Raw genomic sequence first — 20,814 nt, forward strand, 5'->3', positions numbered from 1 at the left:
CGACCGGTCAATTGGCGGCACGGCAGGCAAAAAACCCGGGCCGATGTCACAATCGCGCAAGCCTCGCTCGTCTTGAGGTCGGAAGCAATGAAAGGAACCGACCATGACTGTCAGACTTGACCCCCTTGCCGCCGCTCCTTCGCTGATGAAGGAGTGGCACCGTGCCTCTTTAGCCATTGCCGGCAGCCTCGATCCGGCGCTTGCCGAGCTCATCGAGATACGTGCCTCCCAGATCAATGGCTGCGCCAACTGCATCAACATGCATTCGACCTATGCCCGCGAGCGCGGCGAGACCGAGCAACGCATCTATCTCTTGTCGGCCTGGCGCGAGGCGCCATGCTATACCGACCGCGAGCGCGCCGCGCTCGGCTGGACCGAGGCGCTGACCAGGATTTGCGAAGGCCATACGCATGAGGCGGCCTATGAAGCGCTCAAGCCGCATTTCTCCGAGGAGGAGCGCGTGAAGCTCACATTGATGATCAACATAATCAATGGCTGGAACCGCATCGCCGTCGGCTTCGGCGGCTTTGTCGATCCGGCGGCCGTCAAGGCTGCCAACAAGGCGGTTGCCGCCAAGGCTGCAGCCGCTTGACGACGGAGCCGGCATATGCGGGCGCGGCGGCGCAATTCGAGCCGCTGCGCTCCAAGCTGATGCGGGTCGCCTACCGCATGCTTGGCTCGGTCGCCGATGCCGAGGACGTGGTGCAGGAAGCCTTCATCCGCTGGATGAGGACCGAGCGCGCCGAGGTGCGCCAGCCCGAGGCGTTCCTGCGCCGAACGGTCACGCGGCTGTGCCTCGACCAGCTCAAATCCGCGCGACACCAGCGCGAGACCTATGTCGGCCCCTGGCTGCCCGAGCCGGTCGTGGAGGAAGATGAGGCGGAGGACGTCACCTTGCCGCTGATGATGGCGCTGGAGCGCCTGTCGCCGCTCGAGCGCGCCGCCTTCCTGCTGCATGACGTGTTCGGCCTCCAATTCGAGGAAGTCGCGGCCGAGATCGAGCGCGATCCGGGCGCTTGCCGCCAGCTTGCCGCCCGCGCGCGTGAGCATGTCCGAGAGGCGCGGCCCCGGTTCAAGGTCGAGAAACAGCGCGGCCTGGAGATTGCCGAGGCGTTCTTCGACGCTTCGCGCAGCGGCGACATGAAAGCGCTCGGCGCGATGCTGAGCGCCGATGTCACCGCCCACGCCGATGGCGGCGGCAAACGCCCTGCGGCGACCGAGCCGGCGCTTGGGTTCGAGGCGGTCATGACGCAATACGCGGTCGTGGCGGCGTGGCTCAAGGACAACCGCTCGGAGCTGGTCCGCTACGGCTTCATCAACGGCCTGCCCGGTTTCGTCACGCTGGAGGTCGACGGCGAGCTGCAGACCACCGCCCTGGACGTCGAGGACGGCAAGATCACGGCGATCTATGTCATGCGCAACCCCGACAAGCTGCGGCATCTGCACTAGCGGTGTGCGGACAAGCCCCATGCGGGAACTTTTGCTCCGCTGGCGATTTTGAATATGCTGCAGATCCAATTGCCGGAAGGTCGCTGCCATGACGAAATATTTTGCAATCGCCGCACTCATGCTTGCCGCGGCTGCCGCCGGCCCGGCTTCCGCCGGCGAACGGCATCGCCACCGCATCATCGAGCAGGAGCGCTATGTTCCGGCCAGCGACGACATCATCGACGCTCTGTTCGGCGGCCCGCGCTACTACGACCGGCAGATGTCCACCACGGCGGCGGGCGCCTGCGCGTATCACCGCGTCGGGCCGGACGCGGATGCGGTAAACGACATCAGCGACCACTATTGCGGGAAATAGGTTCCCCGGCGGCGTTCCGCGGGGTCGGTCTCGATGAGCTCGCACACATCGGTTCGAGCTTTGTATACAATACGGAAGAAAGATGTTGACAATCTGTCGCAGCCGGTTTCCCTTTACGCTATCCGCGCAGCCTACGAGCAAAACATAAAGCGCGATAACCAAGGGGAACTGCAGATATGATCAACCGTCGCTCGACTCTGAAATCAATGGCGCTCGGCGCCGTCTCGGCCCTGGCGATTGCCGCAGTCGGCATTTCGTCCGCGCAGGCTGAAAACAAGGAACTGAAAATCGGTTTTGTCGGTGTCACCAGCGGTCCGGCCGCTGCCTGGGGCACCTCGAACGTGCGCTCGATGCAGACGCGCGCCGCCTGGCTCAACGAAACCGGTGGCGTCAAGATCGGCAACGACACCTACAACATCAACATTGTCACCTTCGACGACCAGAAGGATCCCAAGCGTGCCATCGCCGGCATGGAGAAGATGGCGCAGGAAGGCGTCCACTATGTCGTCGGGCCGAACGTCGATGACGGCGCCGCCGCGGTGCGCCCCGTCGCCGAGGCCAACGGCATCATCTATTTCCCTTACGCCTTCCCCAAGGCGCTCTACCAAAAGCCGGCTTCGAACGCGGTGCTCGGCATGATCGCCAACTACCAGTCGGGTCCGGCGATCTACAAATACCTTAAGGAAAACAAGGGCGTGAAGACGATCGCCTTTGTCGCTGCGAACGAGTCCGACCCGCTGAGCCAGCGTGACGGCGGCGTCGAGGCGGCCAAGGCGCTCGGCCTCGATATCGTCGCCCAGAACGACACCTACCAGAACGACACCCGCGACTTCACCCCGGTGCTGACGCCGATCGTCGCGCTGAAGCCCGACCTGCTGGTGCTGTCGGGTGTTGCGCCGGCCAACGCGCCGTTGCTCATCCGCGCCGCACGCGAGCTCGGCTTTGAGGGTCTGATCTCGACCGAAACCGCGCAGGACGCCAAGGTTCTAGAGGAAGGTGCCGGCGAATACGCCAACGGCTTCATCTCCGTTGGTGGCGCTTCCACGCCCGAGATTGCCTCCGACACGATGAAGGAATTTGTCACCCGCTACACCAAGATGTTCGGCGAATACAACGACGAGTCCAACACCAAGGTCTACGCCCTGGAATACATTCTCGACACGCTGAAGGCCAATCCAGCGGCAATCAACGACGTCGCGGAATTCAAGAAGACAATGGACGCCTTCACGGCGCCCAATCCCTTCCTCAAGGGCGACGCCAAGTTGAGCTATGTCGGCTCGACGTCCTTCGGCCAGAAGCGCCAGCTCTCGGTGCCGATGGTGGTCAACGAGTACAAGGACGGCGCTTTCCAGACCCTGTTCGTCGGCTCCGTCGACTAGCATTACCTTCGAGCACCACTTCCTCCAGCTTGCCATGGGGCCGGTCGATAGGCCGGACCCCGTGGAAGATCGAAGGTGTCCATGGAACAGGTCATCGCCAACGGATTGTATCTGGGTGCCCAGTATGCGCTGATCGCGCTCGGGCTCACCCTGATCTTTGCCCTGATGAACGTGCTCAATTTCGCCCACGGCCAGATGTACGTGCTGGGCGGGTTCATCACCTATACCGTCTACGGCCAGCTCGGCCTGCCTTTCGTGGTGGCGCTGCTCGCCTCCGGCGTCACGCTCGCCGTCATCGGCGCGCTGATGGAGAAATTCCTCTTTCGAACCGTCATCAGGCGAAGCCACCGCGAGGAGAGCACCATGCTGCTCGCCGCGGCCACCGCCTTCTTTTTCGATGCCGTCATCCTGCTCATCTTCGGTGAAAAGCAGCGCGGCGTTCCCAAGATCGTCAAGGGCGTCTTCAACGACGCCGGCATCATCATGCCTTACGACCGGCTGGTCGTCGGCGCTTTAGCCATCATCTTCATCGCCGCTTTCGTCTTGTACATGCAATACAGCCGGGTCGGCCGCGCCATGCGGGCGCTCGCGCAGGATCGTGTTGCCGCCCAACTGATGGGGGTCAAGGTCGACCGCTATTCGATGATCGGCTTCGCCATGGGCGCCATGCTCGCGGGCGTCGTCGGTGGGCTGCTGGTCACCATCACCGGCGTCAATTCCGGCATCGGCGGGCCGATCTCGATCAAGGCCTTCATGATGGTGATGATCGGCGGCGCCGGCGTCGTCGGCGGCGCCATCGCCGGCGGCTTCATCCTCGGCATGATGGAATCGGTCGGCCTCACGGTGCTGCGCGAATATGGCGACGTCACCTACCTCGTCATCTTCGCCGCCCTGATGGTGTTCCTGTCGGTCCGCCCCAACGGACTAATGGGCAAGCCGTGGGGTTGATCGCGCCATGACCCTCAATCGCAATATCAAGATCGCCGCGGTCGCCGCCTTTCTCGCGATCGTCTTCATCGCAGTGCCGGCCGCGATCTCGTTGAGCGGCCGCTTCGACCTCTACTACACGCTGACCTCGGTGGCATTGCTCAGCATCGCCAGCGCCGGTGTCTGGCTCACCTTCTACATTGGCCGCATCAACATCGGCCAGGGCGCCTACGCGCTGACGGGCGGCTATGTCTCGGCAATCCTGGTGATGACCCATGGCTGGTCGTTTTGGCTGACGCTCCCCGTCGCGGGTCTCTTCTGCGCTGCGGCAAGCGTGCTGATCGGCCTGCCGATCCTGCGCCTGCGCGGCGTTTATTTCGCCATGGTCACGCTGGTGCTGACCGAGGTTGCGCGCCTGCTTGCGCTGGCGCTGCCGATCACCAACGGCGCCAAGGGCATCGTCAGCATCCCGTTGCCGGGCGCGCTGTCGGTCTTCGGCATCACGCTGATCCCGGACTTCGCAACGCTACAGAATTCGCGGCTCGCCTTCTACCTGCTGGCGGTCACGCTGATGGTCGTCTGCTTCGCGGTCATGTACCGGCTGGTCAATTCGCGCATCGGCAAGCTTTGCCAGTCGCTGCAGCAGAATGAGGAACTCGCTTCCTCGATCGGCGTCAACATCGCCTATCTGCGCGTCATCGCCTATGCCGTCTCGTCCTTCTTCGGCGGCGTTTCCGGCGCCATCTTTGCCGCCATCTCGCAATCGATTTATCCGTCGAGCTTCACCGTCACCGATTCCGTCAACTTCATGCTGAACTGCTTCCTTGGCGGCCTCGGCTATGTGTTCGGTCCGATGCTCGGTACGCTGGTGCTCTATTTCGGCTGGGACCTTCTGTTCCAGACCGGCCGGTTCCAGTTGCTCATCTATTCAGGCCTGATGATCGTCTTGATGCTGGTGCTGCCCAACGGCTTGCTCAGCCTTGCCGAAATGACCCGGAAAAAGGGTTGAGCCATGGCCGAAATGCTCGAAGTCTCCGGCCTCACAAAACGCTTCGGCGGTCTCGTCGCGGTCAACAACGTCTCCTTTTCGGTGCGCGAGAAGGAGATCCTGTCGGTGATCGGGCCGAACGGCGCCGGCAAGTCGACACTGTTCAAGCTGATCTCGTCGTTCCTCAAGCCGACAACCGGCGAGGTGCGCCTGAAAGGCGAGCGCATCTCCGGTCTCGCCCCCCACATCGCGGCCCGCAGGGGTGTGGTGCGGACCTTCCAGGAGACGACGATCTTCAAGAACATGAGCGTGCGCGACAACGTCATCATCGCGCACCATTTGCGCTCCAAGGCGAGCCTCTTCGGCTTCTTCCTCGGCACCGGCGCGGCGAGAGCCGACGAGGCCGCCTTCGGCACTTCTGCCGACGAGATCCTGGCGCTGCTTGGTCTCTCCCCGCTTGCCGGTGAAACCGCCCGCAACCTGCCGCATGGCCATTTGCGGGCGCTTGGCATCGCCATCGGCCTGGCCACCAACCCCTCCATCCTGCTGCTCGACGAGCCCTTCGCCGGCATGAACCACGACGAGACCATGCGCATGGTCGAGATGGTGCGGCGCCTGCGCGAGCGCGGCCTCACCATCCTGCTCGTCGAGCACGACATGCCGGCCGTGATGAAGATCTCGGACCGGCTCGTCGTGCTCAATTTCGGGCAGAAGATCGCCGAGGGAACGCCGTCGGAAATCCAGGCCAACGAGAAGGTGATCGAAGCCTATCTCGGCAGCGAAGACGAGGCGATCGGCCTATGAACCAGATCCTGAACTTCGCCAATGTCGAGCTCTACTACGACCACGTCTACGCGCTGAAGGGAGTCTCGCTCGAGGTCAACGAGGGCGAGACCGTCGCGCTGATCGGCGCCAATGGCGCTGGCAAGTCGTCGATCCTTCGCGCCATTACCGGCCTGCGCAAGATCAGGTCCGGCGAGATCCACTATGGCGGCAAGCGCATCGATGGCGCCGCCCCCGACGAGATCGTCAAGATGGGCATCGCCATGGTGCCGGAAGGACGCCGCGTCTTCCCCTACATGACGGTCAGGGACAATCTTCTGATGGGCGCCTTCACGCGCTCCAGCAAATCCGAGATCGCCGCATCGATGGAGATGGTGCTGGGGCGGTTTCCGCGGCTCAAGGAGCGCTTCTCGCAGGCCGCTGGCACGATGAGCGGCGGCGAGCAGCAGATGCTGGTCATCGGCCGCGCGCTGATGGCGAAACCGAAGCTTTTGCTGCTTGACGAGCCGTCGCTCGGCGTCGCGCCCAAGCTCGTCCAGGATATCGCCCGTTCGATCGTCGCCATCAACCGCGACGAGAAGGTCAGCGTGCTCTTGGTCGAGCAGAATTCGCGCATGGCGCTGCGCATCTCGCAGCGCGCCTATGCGCTGACCACCGGCAGCGTCGCGCTGAGCGGCAACTCCGCCGAATTGCTGACCGACGACCGGGTCAAGCGTCTTTATCTTGGCGGCGAGATCTGAGGCTGATTGGAATGCGCATAGTCGTCATCAATCCCAACACCACCGCATCGATGACCGCCAAGATCGGCGAGGCGGCTGCAAGCGTCGCCTCCGGCGCGACCGAGATCATCGCCGTCAATCCGGCCGACGGTCCGCCGAGCATCGAAGGCTATTTCGATGAGGTTTTTGCCATTCCGGGCATCATCGCGGAGATGGGCAAGGCGCCGGCGGCGGATGCCTATGTGATCGCCTGCTTCGACGACACCGGGCTCGACGCTGCTCGCTGTGCGACCGAGGCTCCCGTCATCGGCATCGGCGAGGCGGCGTTCCATATGGCGAGCCTTGTCGCCGGCAAGTTCAGCGTCGTTACCACGCTTGCCCGGTCGGTTCCGGCGATCGAGCACAACCTGGCGAAGTACGGCCTTGCCTCGCGCTGCGCCAAGGTGCGTTCGTCGGAAGTCGCCGTGCTCGACCTCGAACAGCCCGGATCGAATGCCAGGCATAGGATCTCGGAGGAGATCGCGCGCGCCATCAGCGAGGATAAGGCCGAGGCGATCGTGCTCGGTTGTGCCGGCATGGCCGACCTTGCGCACAGCCTGTCCGAAGAGCACGGCGTTCCGGTGCTCGACGGCGTCGTCTGTGCCGTCACGCTGGCCGAAGGCCTGTTCAAGGTGGGTTTACGGACCTCGAAGGTTGGTGGCTATGCCGCGCCGCGCGGCAAACGGTTCGCCGGGATCTTCGCCTCGCTCTCGCCGGCGGAGGCCGAGGTCGTTCCGTCCGTCTGACGCTGTTGGGATGGGCGGGCCTTAGTCTGCTGGGATTGACCGGCGCGCGAGCGACATTAGATTGAGGCGGCTGCTGGCGATTTGGGGCAGATTGGCCCGTGTTGGGCCCGCGCATTGAAAGCATGTTGACGGTACTCAGGGAAGAAGAGCGAGACGACAAGCCGGCGGCGCGCTGGTCGCCGATCTATTATGGATTGAGGGACGCCATCGTCAGCCATCGCCTTGCCCCGGGCACCAAGCTGCCGGAAGACGAGCTGGCGTCGATCTATTCGGTAAGCCGAACCGTCATCCGCGCGGCGCTGCAGGCGCTCGCGCATGACCGGCTGGCGCGGCTGGAGCCCAATCGCGGCGCCTTCGTCGCCCAGCCGTCGAAGATCGAGGCCCGCGAGGTGTTCGAGGCGAGGGCGCTGATCGAACCCAAGGTGGCGGCGCTTGCCGCAAGGACGGCTGTGCCGTCTGACATCGCGCAACTGAAACAACATCTCGAAAAGGAGCATGAAGCGCTGCATGACGGCCGCGACAGCGATGCCATCATGCTGTCGGCGCGCTTCCATGTCGGCATCGCCGAGATCGCGGCGCATTCGGTGTTCACCAACTTTGTCCGCGACCTCGTTTCGCACTCCTCGCTGATCATCGCGCTTTACTGGAAGCGCCGCGACGCGACCTGCGAGAAGCACGCCCATCACGCCCTGGTCGACGCCATCGAGGCCGGCGACAGCGCCAACGCCGCCGCCCTGATGAACAGCCATCTGGTCGACCTGCTGTCGGGACTGGATCTCACCGACAAGGTTGAGAAGTCCGACAGCTTGGCCGACGTGCTGCGCGCCTAGCGCAACATGGAATGTGAGGCGGTTCAGCCGGATCGCCGAACCGCCAAGAGACATGGCGTTAAGCCGCGGCCGCCTGCGAATAATCCATCCGCTCAAGATCGGCGATAAGGCCGGGTCCGCTCGGCTGCCAGCCGAGGTGCTTGCAGGTCCAAGCGTTGGATGCGGGCAGGTCGAGATCGGCGAACATGGCTAGCCATCCGAAATGCTCCGTTGCCTGTTCGGGTGACAGCGAGACCACCGGCATGTTGAGCCCGGCGCCGATCACTTCCGCGATCTCGCGCATGGCAATGCCTTCCTCGGCCACGGCGTTGTAGCGCACGCCGGCTTCCTGCTTGTCCAGCGCCAGACGGTAGAGCTTCGCGACATCGAGCACATGCGCCGCCGACCATCGGTTACGGCCCTCGCCGAGATAGGCCGACACCCCCTTGGCGCGCGTCTGAGCGATCAGCGGGGTAATAAGCCCTTGCTTCACCGTGTCATGCACCTGCGGCAGCCGCACCACCGATACTTTGACGCCGGCCTGCGCCATCGCCGCGCCGGTAAGCTCCGACAGGATGCGCGGATTGGGATGGTCGGTGTTGAACAAATCTTCTCTCGCCGGCTGTCCGTGTTCGGCAGAGCCCATGCCGACGCCCGACGTGATGATGAGCAGCCGGTCCGAGCCGGCGAGCGCGCCGCCGAGCGCTTCGATCGCACGCTTGTCTTTCTCGCAATTCGCGACGAAGTTCGAGAAATTATGGTCGAAGGCGGTATGGATCACCGCATCCGATTTAGCCGCGCCGTCGCGCAGGCTGTCGAGGTCTTCTAGGTCGCCGCGATGCGTCTCGGCCCCGGCAGCCGCAAGCGACCGCGCCCCTGCGTCCGACCGTGTCAGGCCAAGCACCTGATGCCCGGCGGCAAGAAGTTCGGGCACGATTCTGGAACCGATGAAGCCGGTCGCGCCGGTAAGGAATACACGCATGGGAAGGTCTCCTGTGTTGCTCGTTGGCCGTTATTGCGCTATAAATCATCCTGTTAAAGTAGTGACTTTATCATGGTATAATAGCCAACAGGATCGCAATGCCCGTCGAGACGACCAACAAGCTTGGCACCTTCCTTCGCGATCGTCGCATGCGCCTCGACCCCGCCACCTTCGGCTTCGCCACGGGGCGACGGCGAACGCAAGGGTTGCGCCGCGAAGAGGTGGCGCAGCGCGCCAATATCAGCCCAACCTGGTACACCTGGCTGGAACAGGGGCGGGGCGGCGCGCCGTCCGCCGATGTGCTCAACCGCATCGCGATAGGGCTGATGCTGACCGAGCCCGAACGCGAGCACCTGTTCATGCTGGGCCTCGGGCGGCCTCCGGAAGTCCGCTACAGAAATGTCGACAGCGTGACGCCGCGCTTGCAGCGCGTGCTGGACGCATTGGAGCCCAGCCCGGCAATCATCAAGACCGCGACGTGGGACGTGCTTGCCTGGAACCGTGCCGCGGCGGCAATGCTGACCGACTATTCCAAGCTGCCACGCGAACAGCGCAACATCCTGCGCCTGATGTTCGGCAACCCGCGCGTGCGGGAGGCACAGGACGACTGGGAGAATGTCGCTCGCTTCGTCGTCGGCTCGTTCAGGGCCGACGCGGTCCGCGCCGGCGCCGGCGCGGAGGTCACCGAGCTCGTCGAGGATCTTTCCCGCATGAGTCCCGAATTCGCGGCGCTGTGGCGCGACAATGACGTCGTCCCCGCCCATGGCGAAGGTGTGAAGCGTCTGCGGCATCCCGAGATAGGGCTGATCGAACTGGAGTTCTCCGTCTTCGCGGTCGACGGCCGCCCGGAACTCGGCATGATCGTCTACAACCCCGTCACGCGCGCGGACGCCGAACGCATCCAATCGTTGATCGAGTCCCGTTCCCTGTAATGGCGGTCCGCCGCGACCGGCGGCCCGCCACAAAGAACTGAAGGTAGTCCGCCTCAGTAGCCGACGGTAAAGCGCTGCCGGATATGCTTCGGGTTTTCGATCTCGTCCGCCATGACGATGGCATAGTCCTCGAAGGAGATGCTGCTGCCCTTGTCGGTGGTCAGCAGCGTGTCTTTGCCGAGCCGGAACTTGCCGGTGCGCTCGCCCGCGACGAACAGGGCCGAAGGCGACAGGAAGGTCCAGTCGAGGTCGGTGACGGTCCCGAGCTTGTCCAGGAAGTCCCCGCCCTTGAGCGCCTCCGCTTTGTAGATGGCCGGGAATTCCGGCGTGTCGACCAGTCGCTTGCCGGGCGCGACTTCGAGGCTGCCGGCGCCGCCGACGATGAGATAGCGCTTGACGCCGGAGGCGCGCACGGCCGCGATCAGCGTGTCGGGATCACTGGCGGTGAAATGCACCGAGCTGATCACGGCATCGTGGCCCTTGATCAAAGCGCCAAGGGCATCCTTGTCGAAGGCGTCGCCTTTGACGGCGGTGACGCCGGGCAGCGCGGCGATCTTTTCCGGGTTGCGGGCAATCGCGGTGATGGCATGGCCGCGATCGGAGAGCTCCTTGAGCAGGCGCGAGCCGACCTGGCCGGACGCGCCGACGAGTGCGATCTTCATGGGAAGTCCTTTCCGTTGGGGGAAGCGTCTTGGACCCAGATGGCAGTTCGGCCGGTTGCGAAAAACCGCGATCAATCATACAAACTGTCTGATCAAATCGGACAATGGCGATGGCAGACCTCCTCAATCTCAACCGGCTCGTCTACTTCACCACCGTCGTGGAGACCGGATCGTTTACCGCCGCCGCCGCTCGCCTCGACGTCGCCAAGGCCGTGGTCAGCCACCAGGTGGGCAAGCTTGAAGCGGAGCTTGGCGCAACGCTGTTGCAGCGCACGACAAGACGCGTCACCGCAACGGAGGAGGGCCGGCAGTTCTACGACCGCGCCGCCATCATCCTGCGCGAGGCGGAGGCGGCCTATGGCGACATCTCGCAAAGCGCGGGCAGGCCGACCGGAACGCTGCGTCTCACCGCGTCGCTGGACTATGGCGCGAAGATCGTCGCCCCGACCATTGCCGAGTATCTGAGGAAATACCCAAAAATGAAGGTCGAGGCGAACTTCGACGATGCGATCAGCGACCTGGTCGACGAACAAATCGACCTCGGCATCCGCATCGGCTGGCTCGCCGATTCCTCCAACCAGGCGCGCCGCCTGGGGACCTTGCAGCAATTCGTCGTTGCGACCCCGAAGCTCGCGGCCGGCCTTCCGGCCGATGTGAGCCCGAAGCACGCAAAATCCCTACCATGGGTCGGCAACGCGCAATTGCGCGGCATCGGGCAGTGGTTGTTCTTCAAGGACGGCGAGACGGTGCTGACCGAACTCAATCCGGTCGTGATCTGCAACAAGACCCCGGCGGTGCAGGCTTGCGTCAGTGCCGGCATCGGCCTCGGCATCTTCCCCGACTTCGCCGTCGAGGACGATATCGCCGCCGGCCGGCTCGTGCGGGTGTTCGCCGACTGGACCCTGCCGTCTGGCGGCATCCATGCCGTCTATCCGCCGGCCCGCTTCAGGCCGGCCAAGGTGCGCGCGTTCGTCGACCTGCTGGCGGCGGCCGAGAGGAAACGAAGATGAGATGCTTGGCGCTGATGCCTGCGCCAGGTTACTTAGGCAGTAAGAGTGGGAACTCTCCAGGGAGATATCCGTGAGCGTCAACGAACTCAGGTGGTCGTCGTCCGAAAAGAAAGTCGCACGCCGCGCTTTCGATACCGCGCTGAAGATAGCGCTCGGCAAGGCGATGGCCGAACTCAAAAGCAAGGTCGGTGCAGTCACGACACCTGATGACATGTGGGAGATCGAAGATTATCTGCGTCAGCAACGCCGAAAGATCGATCAGATGTTCGACTATCGCTATTCGCAGCTGATCGTCGTTTTCGCCGCTCTCATCCGGGAAGGATATCTGAACGAGAGCCAGCTTTCCGGTTTGTCGGAGGACAAGCGGGAGGAGATCCACAGGTTCCTTTCCTGGCACAAGGAATAGGCCCTGCAGGCATCACCGTCGCACCGCCCCGCGCCTCAGTGCCTGCGGCGGCTGGCCGAAGCCTCTCAAGAAAGCGCGGCGCATGCGACCGGCATCGCCGAAGCCGCTCTGCTCGGCGATGCGGTCGAGCGGCGCATTGCCGGTCTCCACCGCCATCCGCGCGGCTTCGAGGCGCAATCGCTCTACCGCCTTGGCCGGGGTGGCGCCGGTCTCCGCCGTGAAGGCGCGGGCGAAATGTCTCGGGCTCATGGCGGCGTGGTCGGCAAGGCGCTCGACGGTCAGCGGCTCTGCGAGTTTGCCGCGCATCCATTCGATCAGCTCGACGAAGCGGCCCGAGCGTCCGCCAAGTTCGACGAGTGCCGAGAATTGCGACTGCCCACCCGGCCGGCGCTGGTGGACGACCAATTGCTGAGCGGTGCGGCGCGCGATCGCCGCGCCGAGATCGTCCTCGATCAGCGCCAGCGCCAGGTCGATGCCGGCGGAGATCCCGGCCGAAGTCCATACGCTGCCGTCCTGGGTGAAGATGCGTTCGGGCTCGAGCTTCACTTGCGGATAGCGGCGGGCAAAATCGTCGGTGCTCCACCAATGCGTGGTGGCGCTCCGGCCGTCGAGGAGTCCTGCTTCCGCCAGCAGATAGGCGCCGGTGCAGACGCTGGCTGTCCGGCGCACCTTGGCGTGCCGCAGCCAGGCGACGATCTGTTGTGCGGCGGCAAGCGAGCGGATGATCTCGCCGCCGGAGATGACGGCTGTGTCGAGCGGCTCGGTGTCGGACAATGGGCGTGCCAAAAGGCGCATGCCGGAGGAGCTCTCGACCTCGCCGCCGCTTGGCGCCAGCATATCCACCCGGTAGCTGCCGGGAGCGTAATGTTCCGCCAGCTCGAAGGCCGCCGCCGGCCCGGCCGCATCCAGCAACTGGAAGCCGGGATGGATGATGATGCCTATCGTCCGCAGCATGGCAGTTTTTGCCCGATATATGTCATTTCGGACAAGATCAGACGCAGCTAGGCTGATAGTCAAGCGTTTAGATCAAGAGGGCTGAGCCATGAGGTTGCGGATGTTGTTGTGGAGCACGCTGGGGGTCGTTGCGCTCTTGGTGGTGGTTGGCGCCGTCTGGTTGCTGTCGCTGCCTTCGGCATCCATCGCCGCCGTGCAGCCGGCGATCGCCGCCAGCGAGGCCGAGGCCACGCTCGCGGCGCTGAAGCCGCCGAAGCGCCAGCGCCCGCTGATCGCGATCGTCGGCGTCAATGACGGCACCGAGACCACCGATTATCTGATGCCCTACGGCATCCTGCGCCGCGCCGATGTCGCCGACGTCGTTGCGCTGGCGACCCGACCGGGAGCGGTTCAACTGCACCCGGCCTTGCGTGTCGAGCCCGACGCCACGACGGCTTCGTTCGACGCCGAGCATCCGGAAGGCGCTGATTATGTCATCGTTCCCGCCATGATGCGCGACGACGATCCGGACGTGACGAAATGGCTCAGAAGCCAGTCGGCCAAGGGCGCCATGGTGATCGGCATCTGCGCCGGCGCCAAGGTGGTCGGCGCCAGCGGATTGCTCGACGGCAAGCGCGCGACGACGCACTGGTATTCGCTGGACGAGCTGCGTCAAAAACACCCGACGATCCGCTATGTCGCCGACCGCCGCTATGTCGTCGATCAAGGGGTCGCGACCACGACCGGCATCACCGCGTCGATGCCGATGATGCTGACCCTGATCGAGGCGATTGCCGGCCGTGAAAAGGCCGAGGCCGTCGCCCGCGGTCTTGGGCTTGAGCGCTGGGATGCACGCCACGACAGCGGCGGCTTCAAGTTCACACGGCCTTTCGCGCTGACGGCGATCGGCAACACGCTCGCCTTCTTCAATCACGAGCAGCTCGGCATCCCGCTGACGCCGGGCATGGACGAGGTGTCGCTGGCGCTGGTGGCCGACGCCTGGTCGCGAACCTTTCGCTCCGGCGCGGTCACCTTTGCCGCGAAGGATGGCGCCGTCGTCAGCCGCGACGGTATCCGCATCCTGCCCGATCAGGTCGCGAGCGACTGGCCGGCGGATCGAAAGCTGCCGGCCATGGCGGACACGCAGCCGGCAAGGGCCCTGGACCGGACGCTCGAAGACATCATGGCGCGCTACGGCGCGCGCACCACCGATTTCGTCGCCATGCAGCTCGAATATCCACGGACACAGTCGGCACGATGAAGCGTCAGCTTTGCCGCCGCCTGCCCGATGGCTTCGGGGAAGCACCTGGCTCGCCCGGATGTATGATGTGGTCGATGAAGGCACGCAGTTTGGGCAGAACCTGGTGCCTCTCCGGGTAATAGAGAAAAACGCCCGGCATGGTCACCGCGAAGCGGCCGAGCAGCTTCCGCAGACGCCCATCGGCAATCGGCGCTTCGGCGATCGGGCTTGGCACCTGGGCCAGTCCGACACCCTGGATCGCCGCGCCGAGAAGCGACGGATAGTCGTGCGCGATGAGCGGTCCCGAGACGATTGCCTCGACCGCCTTGTTGCCGTCGACAAAGGCCCATGGCGCGACCGAACCATTCGAGCGCCGCAGGCGCAGGCAGGCATGGTCGCGCAAATCCTCGATACGCTCAGGCGCCGCGCGCCGGCCCAAATATTCGGGACTGCCGACGACCACCATCGGGAAGGACGGCGTCAGACGGACCGCGACCATATCGGGCGCGATCAAGTCGCCCATGCGTATGCCGGCATCGAATCCCTCGGCGGCGAGATCGGCCAGTTCGCCGCTGGCGACGATCTCCAGCTCGATCTCTGGATAGGCCTGGCAGAAGGAGGCGATCATTGGCTCCAGCAGCATAGGCACCACCGCCGGCGGTACCGAAAGGCGCAACAGCCCCGCCGGCCGCCGGCCCATCCCGCGCGCGATCTCGCTCGCGGCGATCAATTCCTCGAATGCGGGCCGGGCGCGTGCGAAAAAGCGTTCGCCGGCTTCGGTCAGACCGACGCTGCGCGTCGTGCGGATGAAGAGCGCAGCACCTATGCGCGCCTCCAGCGTGCGTATCGCCTGGCTGATCGCTGACGGGGTGACGGCAAGCTCTGCCGCCGCCTTGCGGAAATTGCGGTGCTTGGCGACGCTCAAAAAAGCCTCGACGCCATCGAGCGCGCCATGCCTGACTGTGAAGTTCTGCTTCATGACCCATCGATATTATCGCGGATAGTCTCTGGCAGAAAGCGGTCGTATTCCTTCCGTGACTTGAAACCTGAAGGGAAGCGGCAATGACTGATGAACTCGATCGCGTGCGCGATCACTACCGCTCGACCGGCCTGACCGAACGCCTGAAGACGGCCCTGGCGGTCTTTGGGTCAGAGGAACAGCCGCTGATGCCCGAGCAACTGGCCACGCTCGACCAGTTCCACACCCGCGGACTGGCCGCGACGGCGGAGCTGGCCAGTCTTGCGGCTATCACCGCGGATATGTCGGTCCTGGATGTTGGATCGGGCGTTGGCGGGCCGGCTCGCTTCCTGGCTGCGACCTATGGCTGTAAGGTGACCGGCGTCGATCTCAGCGAACCCTTCGTCGAGGCCGCGTGTTACTTGACCGCGCGAACCGGGCAGGATGGCGAAGTGTCGTTCGAAACCGGCAGCGCGCTGGCGCTGCCTTTCGAAAAGGGCCGGTTCGATGCAGCGCTTTTGCAGCACGTGGCGATGAACATAGCCGACCGGCCGCTGCTCTACCGCGAGATCAGGCGGGTGCTGAGGCCGGGCGGAAAATTCGCCACCTTCGACGTTGTGCTGAATGGTGGCGACCCGCACTATCCGGTTCCGTGGGCGAAGACGCCGGGCGAAAGCTTCCTGCTGACGGCCGACGCGACTTGCGCGGCGATTGAAGCCGCCGGCTTCGACGCGCTCGTGCGCCGCGACGACACGGCTGCCGCCAAGGCCTGGTTCGCCGAGCTCCGCGCCTCCGGTCCGCCTTCGCTCAATCTCGGCGTCGTCATGGGGTCTGGCTTCGTGGACCTTACTTTCAATCTCGGACGCAATTTGATGGAAGGCCGGCTGGGCATTCTGACAGCGGTGTTCGAAGCCGTTCCAACCAGTTGAGCAATCCCAGGAAAGTGTGCAGTGGTTAGGCTCGGCGGCCTCGCCGTAGCCTCCCGTCGGGAATTGCGTCAGAGCAAATACTTGAAGGAGACGGAAATGTCGCCGGCGACAATCCTCAACATCCATCTCGGCCTGGGCTATGTGCCGTGGCTGCTTTGCTTCGCCGCCTATATCTGGCCCAGGCTCAAATCAATGGACAGCTTCGAAGCGCAGCGCGCCATCGCGATGCTGCACAGCTTCCGCTTCTTCGGCCTCGTCTTCCTCATTCCAGGCGTCGTCGGTCCGAACCTTCCCGTCGGCTTCGCTGTCTTCGCTGCCTATGGCGACTTTGCAACCGGGTTGCTGGCCATGCTGACGCTGCTTGCGGCGAGGAGACCTTCGCTCTTCTGGCCGCTCGTCGTCGCCTTCAATCTCGTGGGTGTGATCGACATCGTCGGCGACTACTATAACGGCACTATGCTCGACCTTCCTGGCCATGCCGGCCAATTGGGCGCCACCTATGCGATTCCGATCATCTATGTGCCGTTGCTGATGATCACGCATGTCGCGGCTTTCTATCTGCTGGCGCGTTCCAGGCGCCATCGGCCCGCCGCGACCTAATAGACCGGCGTCGCCATATGTTTGGGCGCCGGCCATTCGGCCGTGGTCTCCGGCTGCACTGGACGCTCGAGATAGGTCGACAGCACGACATAGCTGCGCGTCGAGGTGACGCCGGGCGTGTCGTAGAGACGGGCCAGAAGGCCTTCGAGCGCGCGCGTATCCTCGGTGCGCACCTTGAGCAGCATGCAAGTGTCGCCGGCAACCGTGTGGATTTCCTCGACCTCCGGAAATTTCGAAACCGCCATCAGCTCCGGCGTCTTGCCCCAGCCCCTGGTGTCGATATGCACGAAGGCGAGCAGCGGCTTCTTGACCGCCCTTGGATCGATGATCGCCGATGTGGCGCGGATGGCGCCGCTGCGCTTCAGCCTTTTGACCCGCTCATGCGCGGCCGGCGGCGACAGGCCGACCCGCTCGCCGAGCTCGGCATAGCTGATGGTCGCGTCCTCGACGAGAACGCCTAATATCTTTCGGTCGATGGCGTCGACCTCGCGAGCGGGATGCTTGTTCCGCTGAATGTCATCTGTTTCTGCGTCCATATGGAAATTCTCCATTGATGCGGAACTCAATTCGGCCATTATGAAGATATGTCGAACAGTGATCAATCAGCAATTCTGACTGCGGCGCCGCGCGCTCCGATCCCGGCCGCCGCCTATCTGCTGACAGGCTGCATCGCCGTCATCGGCTCCAATTCGCTGGTTCTGGGTCCGATAGCGCCGGCCGTGGCTGCATCGTTCGAGACAAGCGTTCCGGCGGTGATGACAGCGGCCGCCGCCTTCGGCCTCGGCACTTCGGCCAGCGCGCTCTTCCTTGCCCGCTACATCGACAGGATTGGCGCGCGGCGCATGCTGCAGGGCGCCTTGCTGCTGCTGGCGCTGGCTCTTGTCGCCAGCGCGCTCGCGCCGAAGGTGACGGCGCTGGTGGCCGCCCAGCTCGTTGCCGGCATTGCGGCTGGCATCGCCATGCCGGCGATCTATGCCAGCTCGGCCGCGATTGCGCCGCCCGGTCGCGAGAGCGGCACGATCGGCGTCGTGCTGACCGGCTGGACGCTTTCCATGGTCGCCGGCGTCTCGCTGTCGGCGGTGCTGGCCGATCTCATCCACTGGCGCGCCGTCTTCGCCGCCGTGGCGCTGCTGGCGGGAGCTGCCGTTGCCGGCCTGGCGATGAGTTCGTTGCACGACATCAGGAAAAGCGGCCCGGCGCCGTCGCCGCTCGGCGCGCTCGCCGTGCCTGGCATCGTCCCGCTGCTCATTGCCTGCGGCGCTTTCATGACCGCCTTCTATGGCGTCTACGGCTATCTCGGCGATCATCTCCATGAAGCCCTAGGCGAGCCGGTCAGCGCCAACGGCCTGGCGGCGGTCGCCTATGGCCTAGGCTTCGGCGCGGCCGCATTGCTCGACGGCATCATCGACCGCCTCGGTGCCCGCCGCGTCATGCCCTTCGCTTATTTGCTGGTCGCCGCCGTCTATGTCGCGATCGCCCTGGCGAGCGGCAGCTTCGGCCTCCTCCTTGCGTCAATAGCCGTCTGGGGCCTAGCCAATCATTTCGGATTGAACGTGCTGGTCATGCGCCTCACCGCGCTCGATCCTTCGCGGCGCGGCACCATCATGGGGCTGAACAGCGCGGTCACCTACCTCGCCGTCACCGTCGGCACGGCAGGCTTCGGCCCGCTCTATACGAGCCTCGGCTTCGCCAACTGCGCCTTGATCGCGGCCGGACTGATGCTGGTGGCGGCGAGCGCCGCGGCGTGGCGGTCGGCGGGCTGACCGGTCCGCGCGGTCAGTTTGGGCCTGCAACGACAACCGCGTGTGCCGCCCTTATCAGCCAAGGGCACGCATAATAGTCGCTTATCCGTTTGATGATCCCGTCGGTTGCTTCGATTCGAACAGGATAGACCGGTGTCCGGCCGCCTTCGCTTCGATGGAGCACGAGCAGCACGATTTCGTCATCGACCGCGCCGATTTCCATCTTCCAGTTCGCCTTGCCTTTTTCATATTCGACGAAATAAGGCGATTCCGACAAGAGGCCCCTGAAGCAGTCCGAGACCCGCAATTGCGCGTCGGCGCTGGTCAATGCCCGCACGCCGTCCCAGTCACGGCGGTTGAAGAGTTCGACATAGCGGGCGAGCAATCTGGCGAGCTGTGGATCTTGCGAAGGCTCCGAGCGGACGACTGGCCGGCACGGCAACGCCGCCAGTTTGGCGCGACCACGGCTGAGCGCCGCCTTGACGCCGCCGACCGTCGATCCGACGAGGTCGGCAATCTCCTCCAACGAATGGTCGAAGACGTCTTTCAAAAGAACGCAGGCACGCTCCTTGGGCGGCAGGTGGATCACCAGCCGCTCGATCGCGCGATCGGCGCCCTGGCCCGCCGGTTCGGCAGGCAGAACGATGTCGTCCACCGCGAAATTGGCTTCGGCGCGCCGGCGCGTTTTCTGGTTGCGCAGGAAATCGATGCAGCGGTTGTGCGCGGTGCGAAACAGCCAGGAGCGAAGAGCGCTCGGATCGTCGAGCCTGTCGATCTTGCAATAGACCTCGAACAGCGCTTCCTGCATGACGTCTTCGCCGTCGAGCACCGAGCCTGTCATGCGCGCGCAATAGCGGTGCAACCGGCCGCGCAAATGCGCGACCGTTTCCAGGAATGCGGCATAGCGAACGTCGAAGAGCCCGGTTGGCTCAAGTCTTGGCTGCATTGTCATGACAACACGAACATCGTTATGCGCGTCTCGCCGGAGCAAGGCCCGGCCATGTTACATCAACCTGATGTCATCGGGAGCCCGATCGAAGCGATCGTGTCTGCCGTCGACATACATCACCGGCGCCGTCGCCAATTCTTCCGGATCTATCCCGTCGAGAGCCGCTATCGGAATGGCGAAGACGATGCCGCCAAGGGCCGGAATATCGCCGCGCGCCGGCATGCGCACGCCGCAGGTCGCGCAGAAATGATACTGGATGCTGGGCGCATCCCTGCCCGGCGGGATCCACTGGTATTCGGTCTGCAATTCGGCCCTGGACATGAGGCGATAATGTTGAGGGCCGACAAATCCCACCCAGGAGCGCGTCTTGGAGCATGTCGAACAATTGCATTTGACGGTTCCCCGGCTGAGATCGATGTCCGCCTCGAACCGCACCTTGCCGCAATGGCAGCTACCTGCGTAGGTCTTCAACATAGCCCAATAGTCTCCGCGCTTGGCGACCGGCACGATCGCCGGCCGACTCCAAGACGTATGGCGGTGAGAAAAGGATACGTGGCGCATGCTTGCAGTCTTCGGCTGGGCTGGGCATCGGAGCCGGTCCGGACATCACGTGATCGACTTCTTTGCGCCAAGGTCATTTCAGCACGCGATAGGTCAGCGTGACGACACCGCTGTCGAACCGGTGTGTGTCCGTGAGTTCCAGCCTGACCAGCGATGGGTCGACATCCTGGAAGGCGCGTTTGCCGTGGCCCACCCGCGTCGGCACGATTGAAAGCTGGTACTCGTCGACGAGCTTATTGGCCAGCAGGGTCTGGTCGAGATTGCTCACCCCGTATTTCAGAATGTCACCGTCACCTTGCGCCTTGATCTCGGCGATCCGGGTGGCGACGTCACCTTCGATCAATGACGCATTCCAGCCGACCTCTTTCAAGGTTCGCGATACCACGAGTTTCTTCAGCCCGTTCATCCGGTCCATGTACTTGCCCTCGATCTGCGGCCAGCGGTTGGAGAACAACTCGTAGGTCACGCGACCGAGGAGAAAGAAATCCGCTTCGCCGGCTTTCTCGTAAGAATGTTCCACCGCATCGCCGACAAAGAACGGCGACGCCCAGTTCATTGGCGCCTCGACAACGCCGTCGAGTGAGACGAAGCTGCCTATGGTCAATTTCCTCACCACAAAATTCTCCTGCTGCGTGGACGACCCTCCTAGGACGTTCGAGGCGCGCTCCGGGATACGTGGTGCGGCGAATTTTTTCAGGAACGGGGTTGGCTTGCCG

General features: G+C 64.0%; 25 protein-coding genes. 17 read left to right on the plus strand and 8 right to left on the minus strand.

Annotation, left to right across the window (positions count from 1 at the left end; all coding sequences use genetic code 11):
• Nucleotides 1-103: 103 nt before the first annotated feature.
• The 10 genes from RFM68_RS06730 to RFM68_RS06775 all read left to right on the plus strand — a co-directional run bounded on the left by RFM68_RS06730 (nt 104) and on the right by RFM68_RS06775 (nt 8,215).
• Nucleotides 104-592, plus strand: a complete 489-nt coding sequence (locus RFM68_RS06730; RefSeq protein ID WP_320231928.1) for a carboxymuconolactone decarboxylase family protein — start codon at nt 104-106, stop codon at nt 590-592.
• Nucleotides 589-1,449, plus strand: coding sequence for a sigma-70 family RNA polymerase sigma factor (locus RFM68_RS06735; protein WP_320231929.1), 861 nt, complete (start codon nt 589-591; stop codon nt 1,447-1,449). Before RFM68_RS06730 ends, RFM68_RS06735 begins: the two co-directional genes overlap by 4 nt.
• Nucleotides 1,450-1,537: 88 nt before the next feature.
• The gene (locus tag RFM68_RS06740) at nt 1,538-1,804 is read left to right on the plus strand and encodes a hypothetical protein (protein ID WP_320231930.1); all 267 of its coding nucleotides are present in this window, start codon (nt 1,538-1,540) and stop codon (nt 1,802-1,804) included.
• A gap of 176 nt (nt 1,805-1,980) precedes the next feature.
• A complete protein-coding gene (locus RFM68_RS06745) occupies nt 1,981-3,183 on the plus strand; it encodes an ABC transporter substrate-binding protein (RefSeq protein WP_320231931.1) in 1,203 nt (400 codons plus the stop codon).
• 81 nt (nt 3,184-3,264) lie between these two features.
• Nucleotides 3,265-4,131, plus strand: a complete 867-nt coding sequence (locus tag RFM68_RS06750; RefSeq protein WP_320231932.1) for a branched-chain amino acid ABC transporter permease — start codon at nt 3,265-3,267, stop codon at nt 4,129-4,131.
• 7 nt (nt 4,132-4,138) lie between these two features.
• Entirely contained in the window at nt 4,139-5,119 is a 981-nt protein-coding gene (locus RFM68_RS06755; RefSeq protein WP_320231933.1) for a branched-chain amino acid ABC transporter permease, read from the plus strand.
• A 3-nt stretch (nt 5,120-5,122) separates the two neighbouring features.
• Nucleotides 5,123-5,902: an ABC transporter ATP-binding protein gene (locus RFM68_RS06760; protein WP_320231934.1), complete on the plus strand. Its 780-nt coding sequence runs from the start codon at nt 5,123-5,125 to the stop codon at nt 5,900-5,902.
• A complete protein-coding gene (locus RFM68_RS06765) occupies nt 5,899-6,621 on the plus strand; it encodes an ABC transporter ATP-binding protein (protein WP_320231935.1) in 723 nt (240 codons plus the stop codon). Before RFM68_RS06760 ends, RFM68_RS06765 begins: the two co-directional genes overlap by 4 nt.
• 11 nt (nt 6,622-6,632) lie before the next feature.
• Entirely contained in the window at nt 6,633-7,385 is a 753-nt protein-coding gene (locus tag RFM68_RS06770) for an aspartate/glutamate racemase family protein (RefSeq protein WP_320231936.1), read from the plus strand.
• A gap of 122 nt (nt 7,386-7,507) precedes the next feature.
• Nucleotides 7,508-8,215: a GntR family transcriptional regulator gene (locus tag RFM68_RS06775; protein ID WP_320231937.1), complete on the plus strand. Its 708-nt coding sequence runs from the start codon at nt 7,508-7,510 to the stop codon at nt 8,213-8,215.
• A 58-nt stretch (nt 8,216-8,273) separates the two neighbouring features.
• Here the strand turns inward: RFM68_RS06775 and RFM68_RS06780 are convergent, their stop codons facing one another.
• Complete coding sequence (locus RFM68_RS06780) at nt 8,274-9,176, minus strand: SDR family oxidoreductase (protein ID WP_320231938.1); 903 nt, start codon at nt 9,174-9,176, stop codon at nt 8,274-8,276.
• 98 nt (nt 9,177-9,274) lie between these two features.
• Here RFM68_RS06780 and RFM68_RS06785 point away from each other — a divergent pair, with 98 nt between their 5' ends.
• Nucleotides 9,275-10,108: a helix-turn-helix transcriptional regulator gene (locus RFM68_RS06785; RefSeq protein ID WP_320231939.1), complete on the plus strand. Its 834-nt coding sequence runs from the start codon at nt 9,275-9,277 to the stop codon at nt 10,106-10,108.
• Between the two features lie 53 nt (nt 10,109-10,161).
• Here the strand turns inward: RFM68_RS06785 and RFM68_RS06790 are convergent, their stop codons facing one another.
• Entirely contained in the window at nt 10,162-10,770 is a 609-nt protein-coding gene (locus RFM68_RS06790; RefSeq protein ID WP_320231940.1) for an NAD(P)-dependent oxidoreductase, read from the minus strand.
• A gap of 110 nt (nt 10,771-10,880) precedes the next feature.
• Here RFM68_RS06790 and RFM68_RS06795 point away from each other — a divergent pair, with 110 nt between their 5' ends.
• Entirely contained in the window at nt 10,881-11,780 is a 900-nt protein-coding gene (locus RFM68_RS06795; RefSeq protein WP_320231941.1) for a LysR family transcriptional regulator, read from the plus strand.
• Nucleotides 11,781-11,850: 70 nt separating this feature from the next.
• Nucleotides 11,851-12,186, plus strand: a complete 336-nt coding sequence (frp, locus tag RFM68_RS06800) for a fluorescence recovery protein (RefSeq protein WP_320231942.1) — start codon at nt 11,851-11,853, stop codon at nt 12,184-12,186.
• A gap of 12 nt (nt 12,187-12,198) precedes the next feature.
• Here the strand turns inward: frp and RFM68_RS06805 are convergent, their stop codons facing one another.
• Nucleotides 12,199-13,140, minus strand: coding sequence for a GlxA family transcriptional regulator (locus RFM68_RS06805; protein ID WP_320231943.1), 942 nt, complete (start codon nt 13,138-13,140; stop codon nt 12,199-12,201).
• A gap of 88 nt (nt 13,141-13,228) precedes the next feature.
• On the opposite strand from RFM68_RS06805, the gene RFM68_RS06810 reads away from it, so the two are divergent.
• Nucleotides 13,229-14,380, plus strand: a complete 1,152-nt coding sequence (locus tag RFM68_RS06810; protein ID WP_320231944.1) for a DJ-1/PfpI family protein — start codon at nt 13,229-13,231, stop codon at nt 14,378-14,380.
• 4 nt (nt 14,381-14,384) lie between these two features.
• Here the strand turns inward: RFM68_RS06810 and RFM68_RS06815 are convergent, their stop codons facing one another.
• Nucleotides 14,385-15,338, minus strand: coding sequence for a LysR family transcriptional regulator (locus RFM68_RS06815; protein WP_320231945.1), 954 nt, complete (start codon nt 15,336-15,338; stop codon nt 14,385-14,387).
• Between the two features lie 83 nt (nt 15,339-15,421).
• Between RFM68_RS06815 and RFM68_RS06820 the strand changes: the two genes are divergently transcribed.
• Together RFM68_RS06820 and RFM68_RS06825 are read left to right on the plus strand one after the other, a co-directional pair.
• On the plus strand, nt 15,422-16,246 hold the full coding sequence (locus RFM68_RS06820) for a class I SAM-dependent methyltransferase (RefSeq protein WP_320231946.1): 825 nt from the start codon (nt 15,422-15,424) through the stop codon (nt 16,244-16,246).
• A gap of 96 nt (nt 16,247-16,342) precedes the next feature.
• On the plus strand, nt 16,343-16,846 hold the full coding sequence (locus RFM68_RS06825) for a DUF8737 domain-containing protein (RefSeq protein WP_320231947.1): 504 nt from the start codon (nt 16,343-16,345) through the stop codon (nt 16,844-16,846).
• On the opposite strand, the gene RFM68_RS06830 is transcribed toward RFM68_RS06825, so the two are convergent.
• The gene (locus RFM68_RS06830; RefSeq protein ID WP_320231948.1) at nt 16,843-17,382 is read right to left on the minus strand and encodes an Lrp/AsnC family transcriptional regulator; all 540 of its coding nucleotides are present in this window, start codon (nt 17,380-17,382) and stop codon (nt 16,843-16,845) included. The two genes, RFM68_RS06825 and RFM68_RS06830, sit on opposite strands and share 4 nt — an antisense overlap.
• A 48-nt stretch (nt 17,383-17,430) precedes the next feature.
• Here RFM68_RS06830 and RFM68_RS06835 point away from each other — a divergent pair, with 48 nt between their 5' ends.
• Nucleotides 17,431-18,609 (plus strand): MFS transporter, encoded by a 1,179-nt coding sequence (locus tag RFM68_RS06835; RefSeq protein ID WP_320231949.1) that lies wholly within the window; start codon nt 17,431-17,433, stop codon nt 18,607-18,609.
• A gap of 13 nt (nt 18,610-18,622) precedes the next feature.
• Here the strand turns inward: RFM68_RS06835 and RFM68_RS06840 are convergent, their stop codons facing one another.
• The 3 genes from RFM68_RS06840 to RFM68_RS06850 all read right to left on the minus strand — a co-directional run bounded on the left by RFM68_RS06840 (nt 18,623) and on the right by RFM68_RS06850 (nt 20,714).
• Nucleotides 18,623-19,540 (minus strand): sigma-70 family RNA polymerase sigma factor, encoded by a 918-nt coding sequence (locus RFM68_RS06840; protein WP_320231950.1) that lies wholly within the window; start codon nt 19,538-19,540, stop codon nt 18,623-18,625.
• Between the two features lie 51 nt (nt 19,541-19,591).
• Entirely contained in the window at nt 19,592-20,011 is a 420-nt protein-coding gene (locus RFM68_RS06845) for a GFA family protein (RefSeq protein WP_320231951.1), read from the minus strand.
• Between the two features lie 160 nt (nt 20,012-20,171).
• Complete coding sequence (locus RFM68_RS06850) at nt 20,172-20,714, minus strand: dihydrofolate reductase family protein (protein ID WP_320231952.1); 543 nt, start codon at nt 20,712-20,714, stop codon at nt 20,172-20,174.
• Nucleotides 20,715-20,814: the final 100 nt, after the last annotated feature.

This window comes from Mesorhizobium montanum, from assembly GCF_033977145.1.
Taxonomy (GTDB): domain Bacteria; phylum Pseudomonadota; class Alphaproteobacteria; order Rhizobiales; family Rhizobiaceae; genus Mesorhizobium; species Mesorhizobium montanum.

What these genes read in the sequence shown, in the direction of transcription:
- RFM68_RS06730 (WP_320231928.1), top strand. Translation starts at nt 104, where the DNA reads ATGACTGTCAGACTTGACCCCCTTGCCGCCGCTCCTTCGCTGATGAAG.
- RFM68_RS06740 (WP_320231930.1), top strand. Translation starts at nt 1,538, where the DNA reads ATGACGAAATATTTTGCAATCGCCGCACTCATGCTTGCCGCGGCTGCC.
- RFM68_RS06745 (WP_320231931.1), top strand. Translation starts at nt 1,981, where the DNA reads ATGATCAACCGTCGCTCGACTCTGAAATCAATGGCGCTCGGCGCCGTC.
- RFM68_RS06750 (WP_320231932.1), top strand. Translation starts at nt 3,265, where the DNA reads ATGGAACAGGTCATCGCCAACGGATTGTATCTGGGTGCCCAGTATGCG.
- RFM68_RS06755 (WP_320231933.1), top strand. Translation starts at nt 4,139, where the DNA reads ATGACCCTCAATCGCAATATCAAGATCGCCGCGGTCGCCGCCTTTCTC.
- RFM68_RS06760 (WP_320231934.1), top strand. Translation starts at nt 5,123, where the DNA reads ATGGCCGAAATGCTCGAAGTCTCCGGCCTCACAAAACGCTTCGGCGGT.
- RFM68_RS06765 (WP_320231935.1), top strand. Translation starts at nt 5,899, where the DNA reads ATGAACCAGATCCTGAACTTCGCCAATGTCGAGCTCTACTACGACCAC.
- RFM68_RS06770 (WP_320231936.1), top strand. Translation starts at nt 6,633, where the DNA reads ATGCGCATAGTCGTCATCAATCCCAACACCACCGCATCGATGACCGCC.
- RFM68_RS06775 (WP_320231937.1), top strand. Translation starts at nt 7,508, where the DNA reads ATGTTGACGGTACTCAGGGAAGAAGAGCGAGACGACAAGCCGGCGGCG.
- RFM68_RS06780 (WP_320231938.1), bottom strand. Translation starts at nt 9,176, where the DNA reads ATGCGTGTATTCCTTACCGGCGCGACCGGCTTCATCGGTTCCAGAATC.
- RFM68_RS06785 (WP_320231939.1), top strand. Translation starts at nt 9,275, where the DNA reads ATGCCCGTCGAGACGACCAACAAGCTTGGCACCTTCCTTCGCGATCGT.
- RFM68_RS06790 (WP_320231940.1), bottom strand. Translation starts at nt 10,770, where the DNA reads ATGAAGATCGCACTCGTCGGCGCGTCCGGCCAGGTCGGCTCGCGCCTG.
- RFM68_RS06795 (WP_320231941.1), top strand. Translation starts at nt 10,881, where the DNA reads ATGGCAGACCTCCTCAATCTCAACCGGCTCGTCTACTTCACCACCGTC.
- RFM68_RS06805 (WP_320231943.1), bottom strand. Translation starts at nt 13,140, where the DNA reads ATGCTGCGGACGATAGGCATCATCATCCATCCCGGCTTCCAGTTGCTG.
- RFM68_RS06810 (WP_320231944.1), top strand. Translation starts at nt 13,229, where the DNA reads ATGAGGTTGCGGATGTTGTTGTGGAGCACGCTGGGGGTCGTTGCGCTC.
- RFM68_RS06815 (WP_320231945.1), bottom strand. Translation starts at nt 15,338, where the DNA reads ATGAAGCAGAACTTCACAGTCAGGCATGGCGCGCTCGATGGCGTCGAG.
- RFM68_RS06820 (WP_320231946.1), top strand. Translation starts at nt 15,422, where the DNA reads ATGACTGATGAACTCGATCGCGTGCGCGATCACTACCGCTCGACCGGC.
- RFM68_RS06825 (WP_320231947.1), top strand. Translation starts at nt 16,343, where the DNA reads ATGTCGCCGGCGACAATCCTCAACATCCATCTCGGCCTGGGCTATGTG.
- RFM68_RS06830 (WP_320231948.1), bottom strand. Translation starts at nt 17,382, where the DNA reads ATGGACGCAGAAACAGATGACATTCAGCGGAACAAGCATCCCGCTCGC.
- RFM68_RS06835 (WP_320231949.1), top strand. Translation starts at nt 17,431, where the DNA reads ATGTCGAACAGTGATCAATCAGCAATTCTGACTGCGGCGCCGCGCGCT.
- RFM68_RS06840 (WP_320231950.1), bottom strand. Translation starts at nt 19,540, where the DNA reads ATGACAATGCAGCCAAGACTTGAGCCAACCGGGCTCTTCGACGTTCGC.
- RFM68_RS06845 (WP_320231951.1), bottom strand. Translation starts at nt 20,011, where the DNA reads ATGTTGAAGACCTACGCAGGTAGCTGCCATTGCGGCAAGGTGCGGTTC.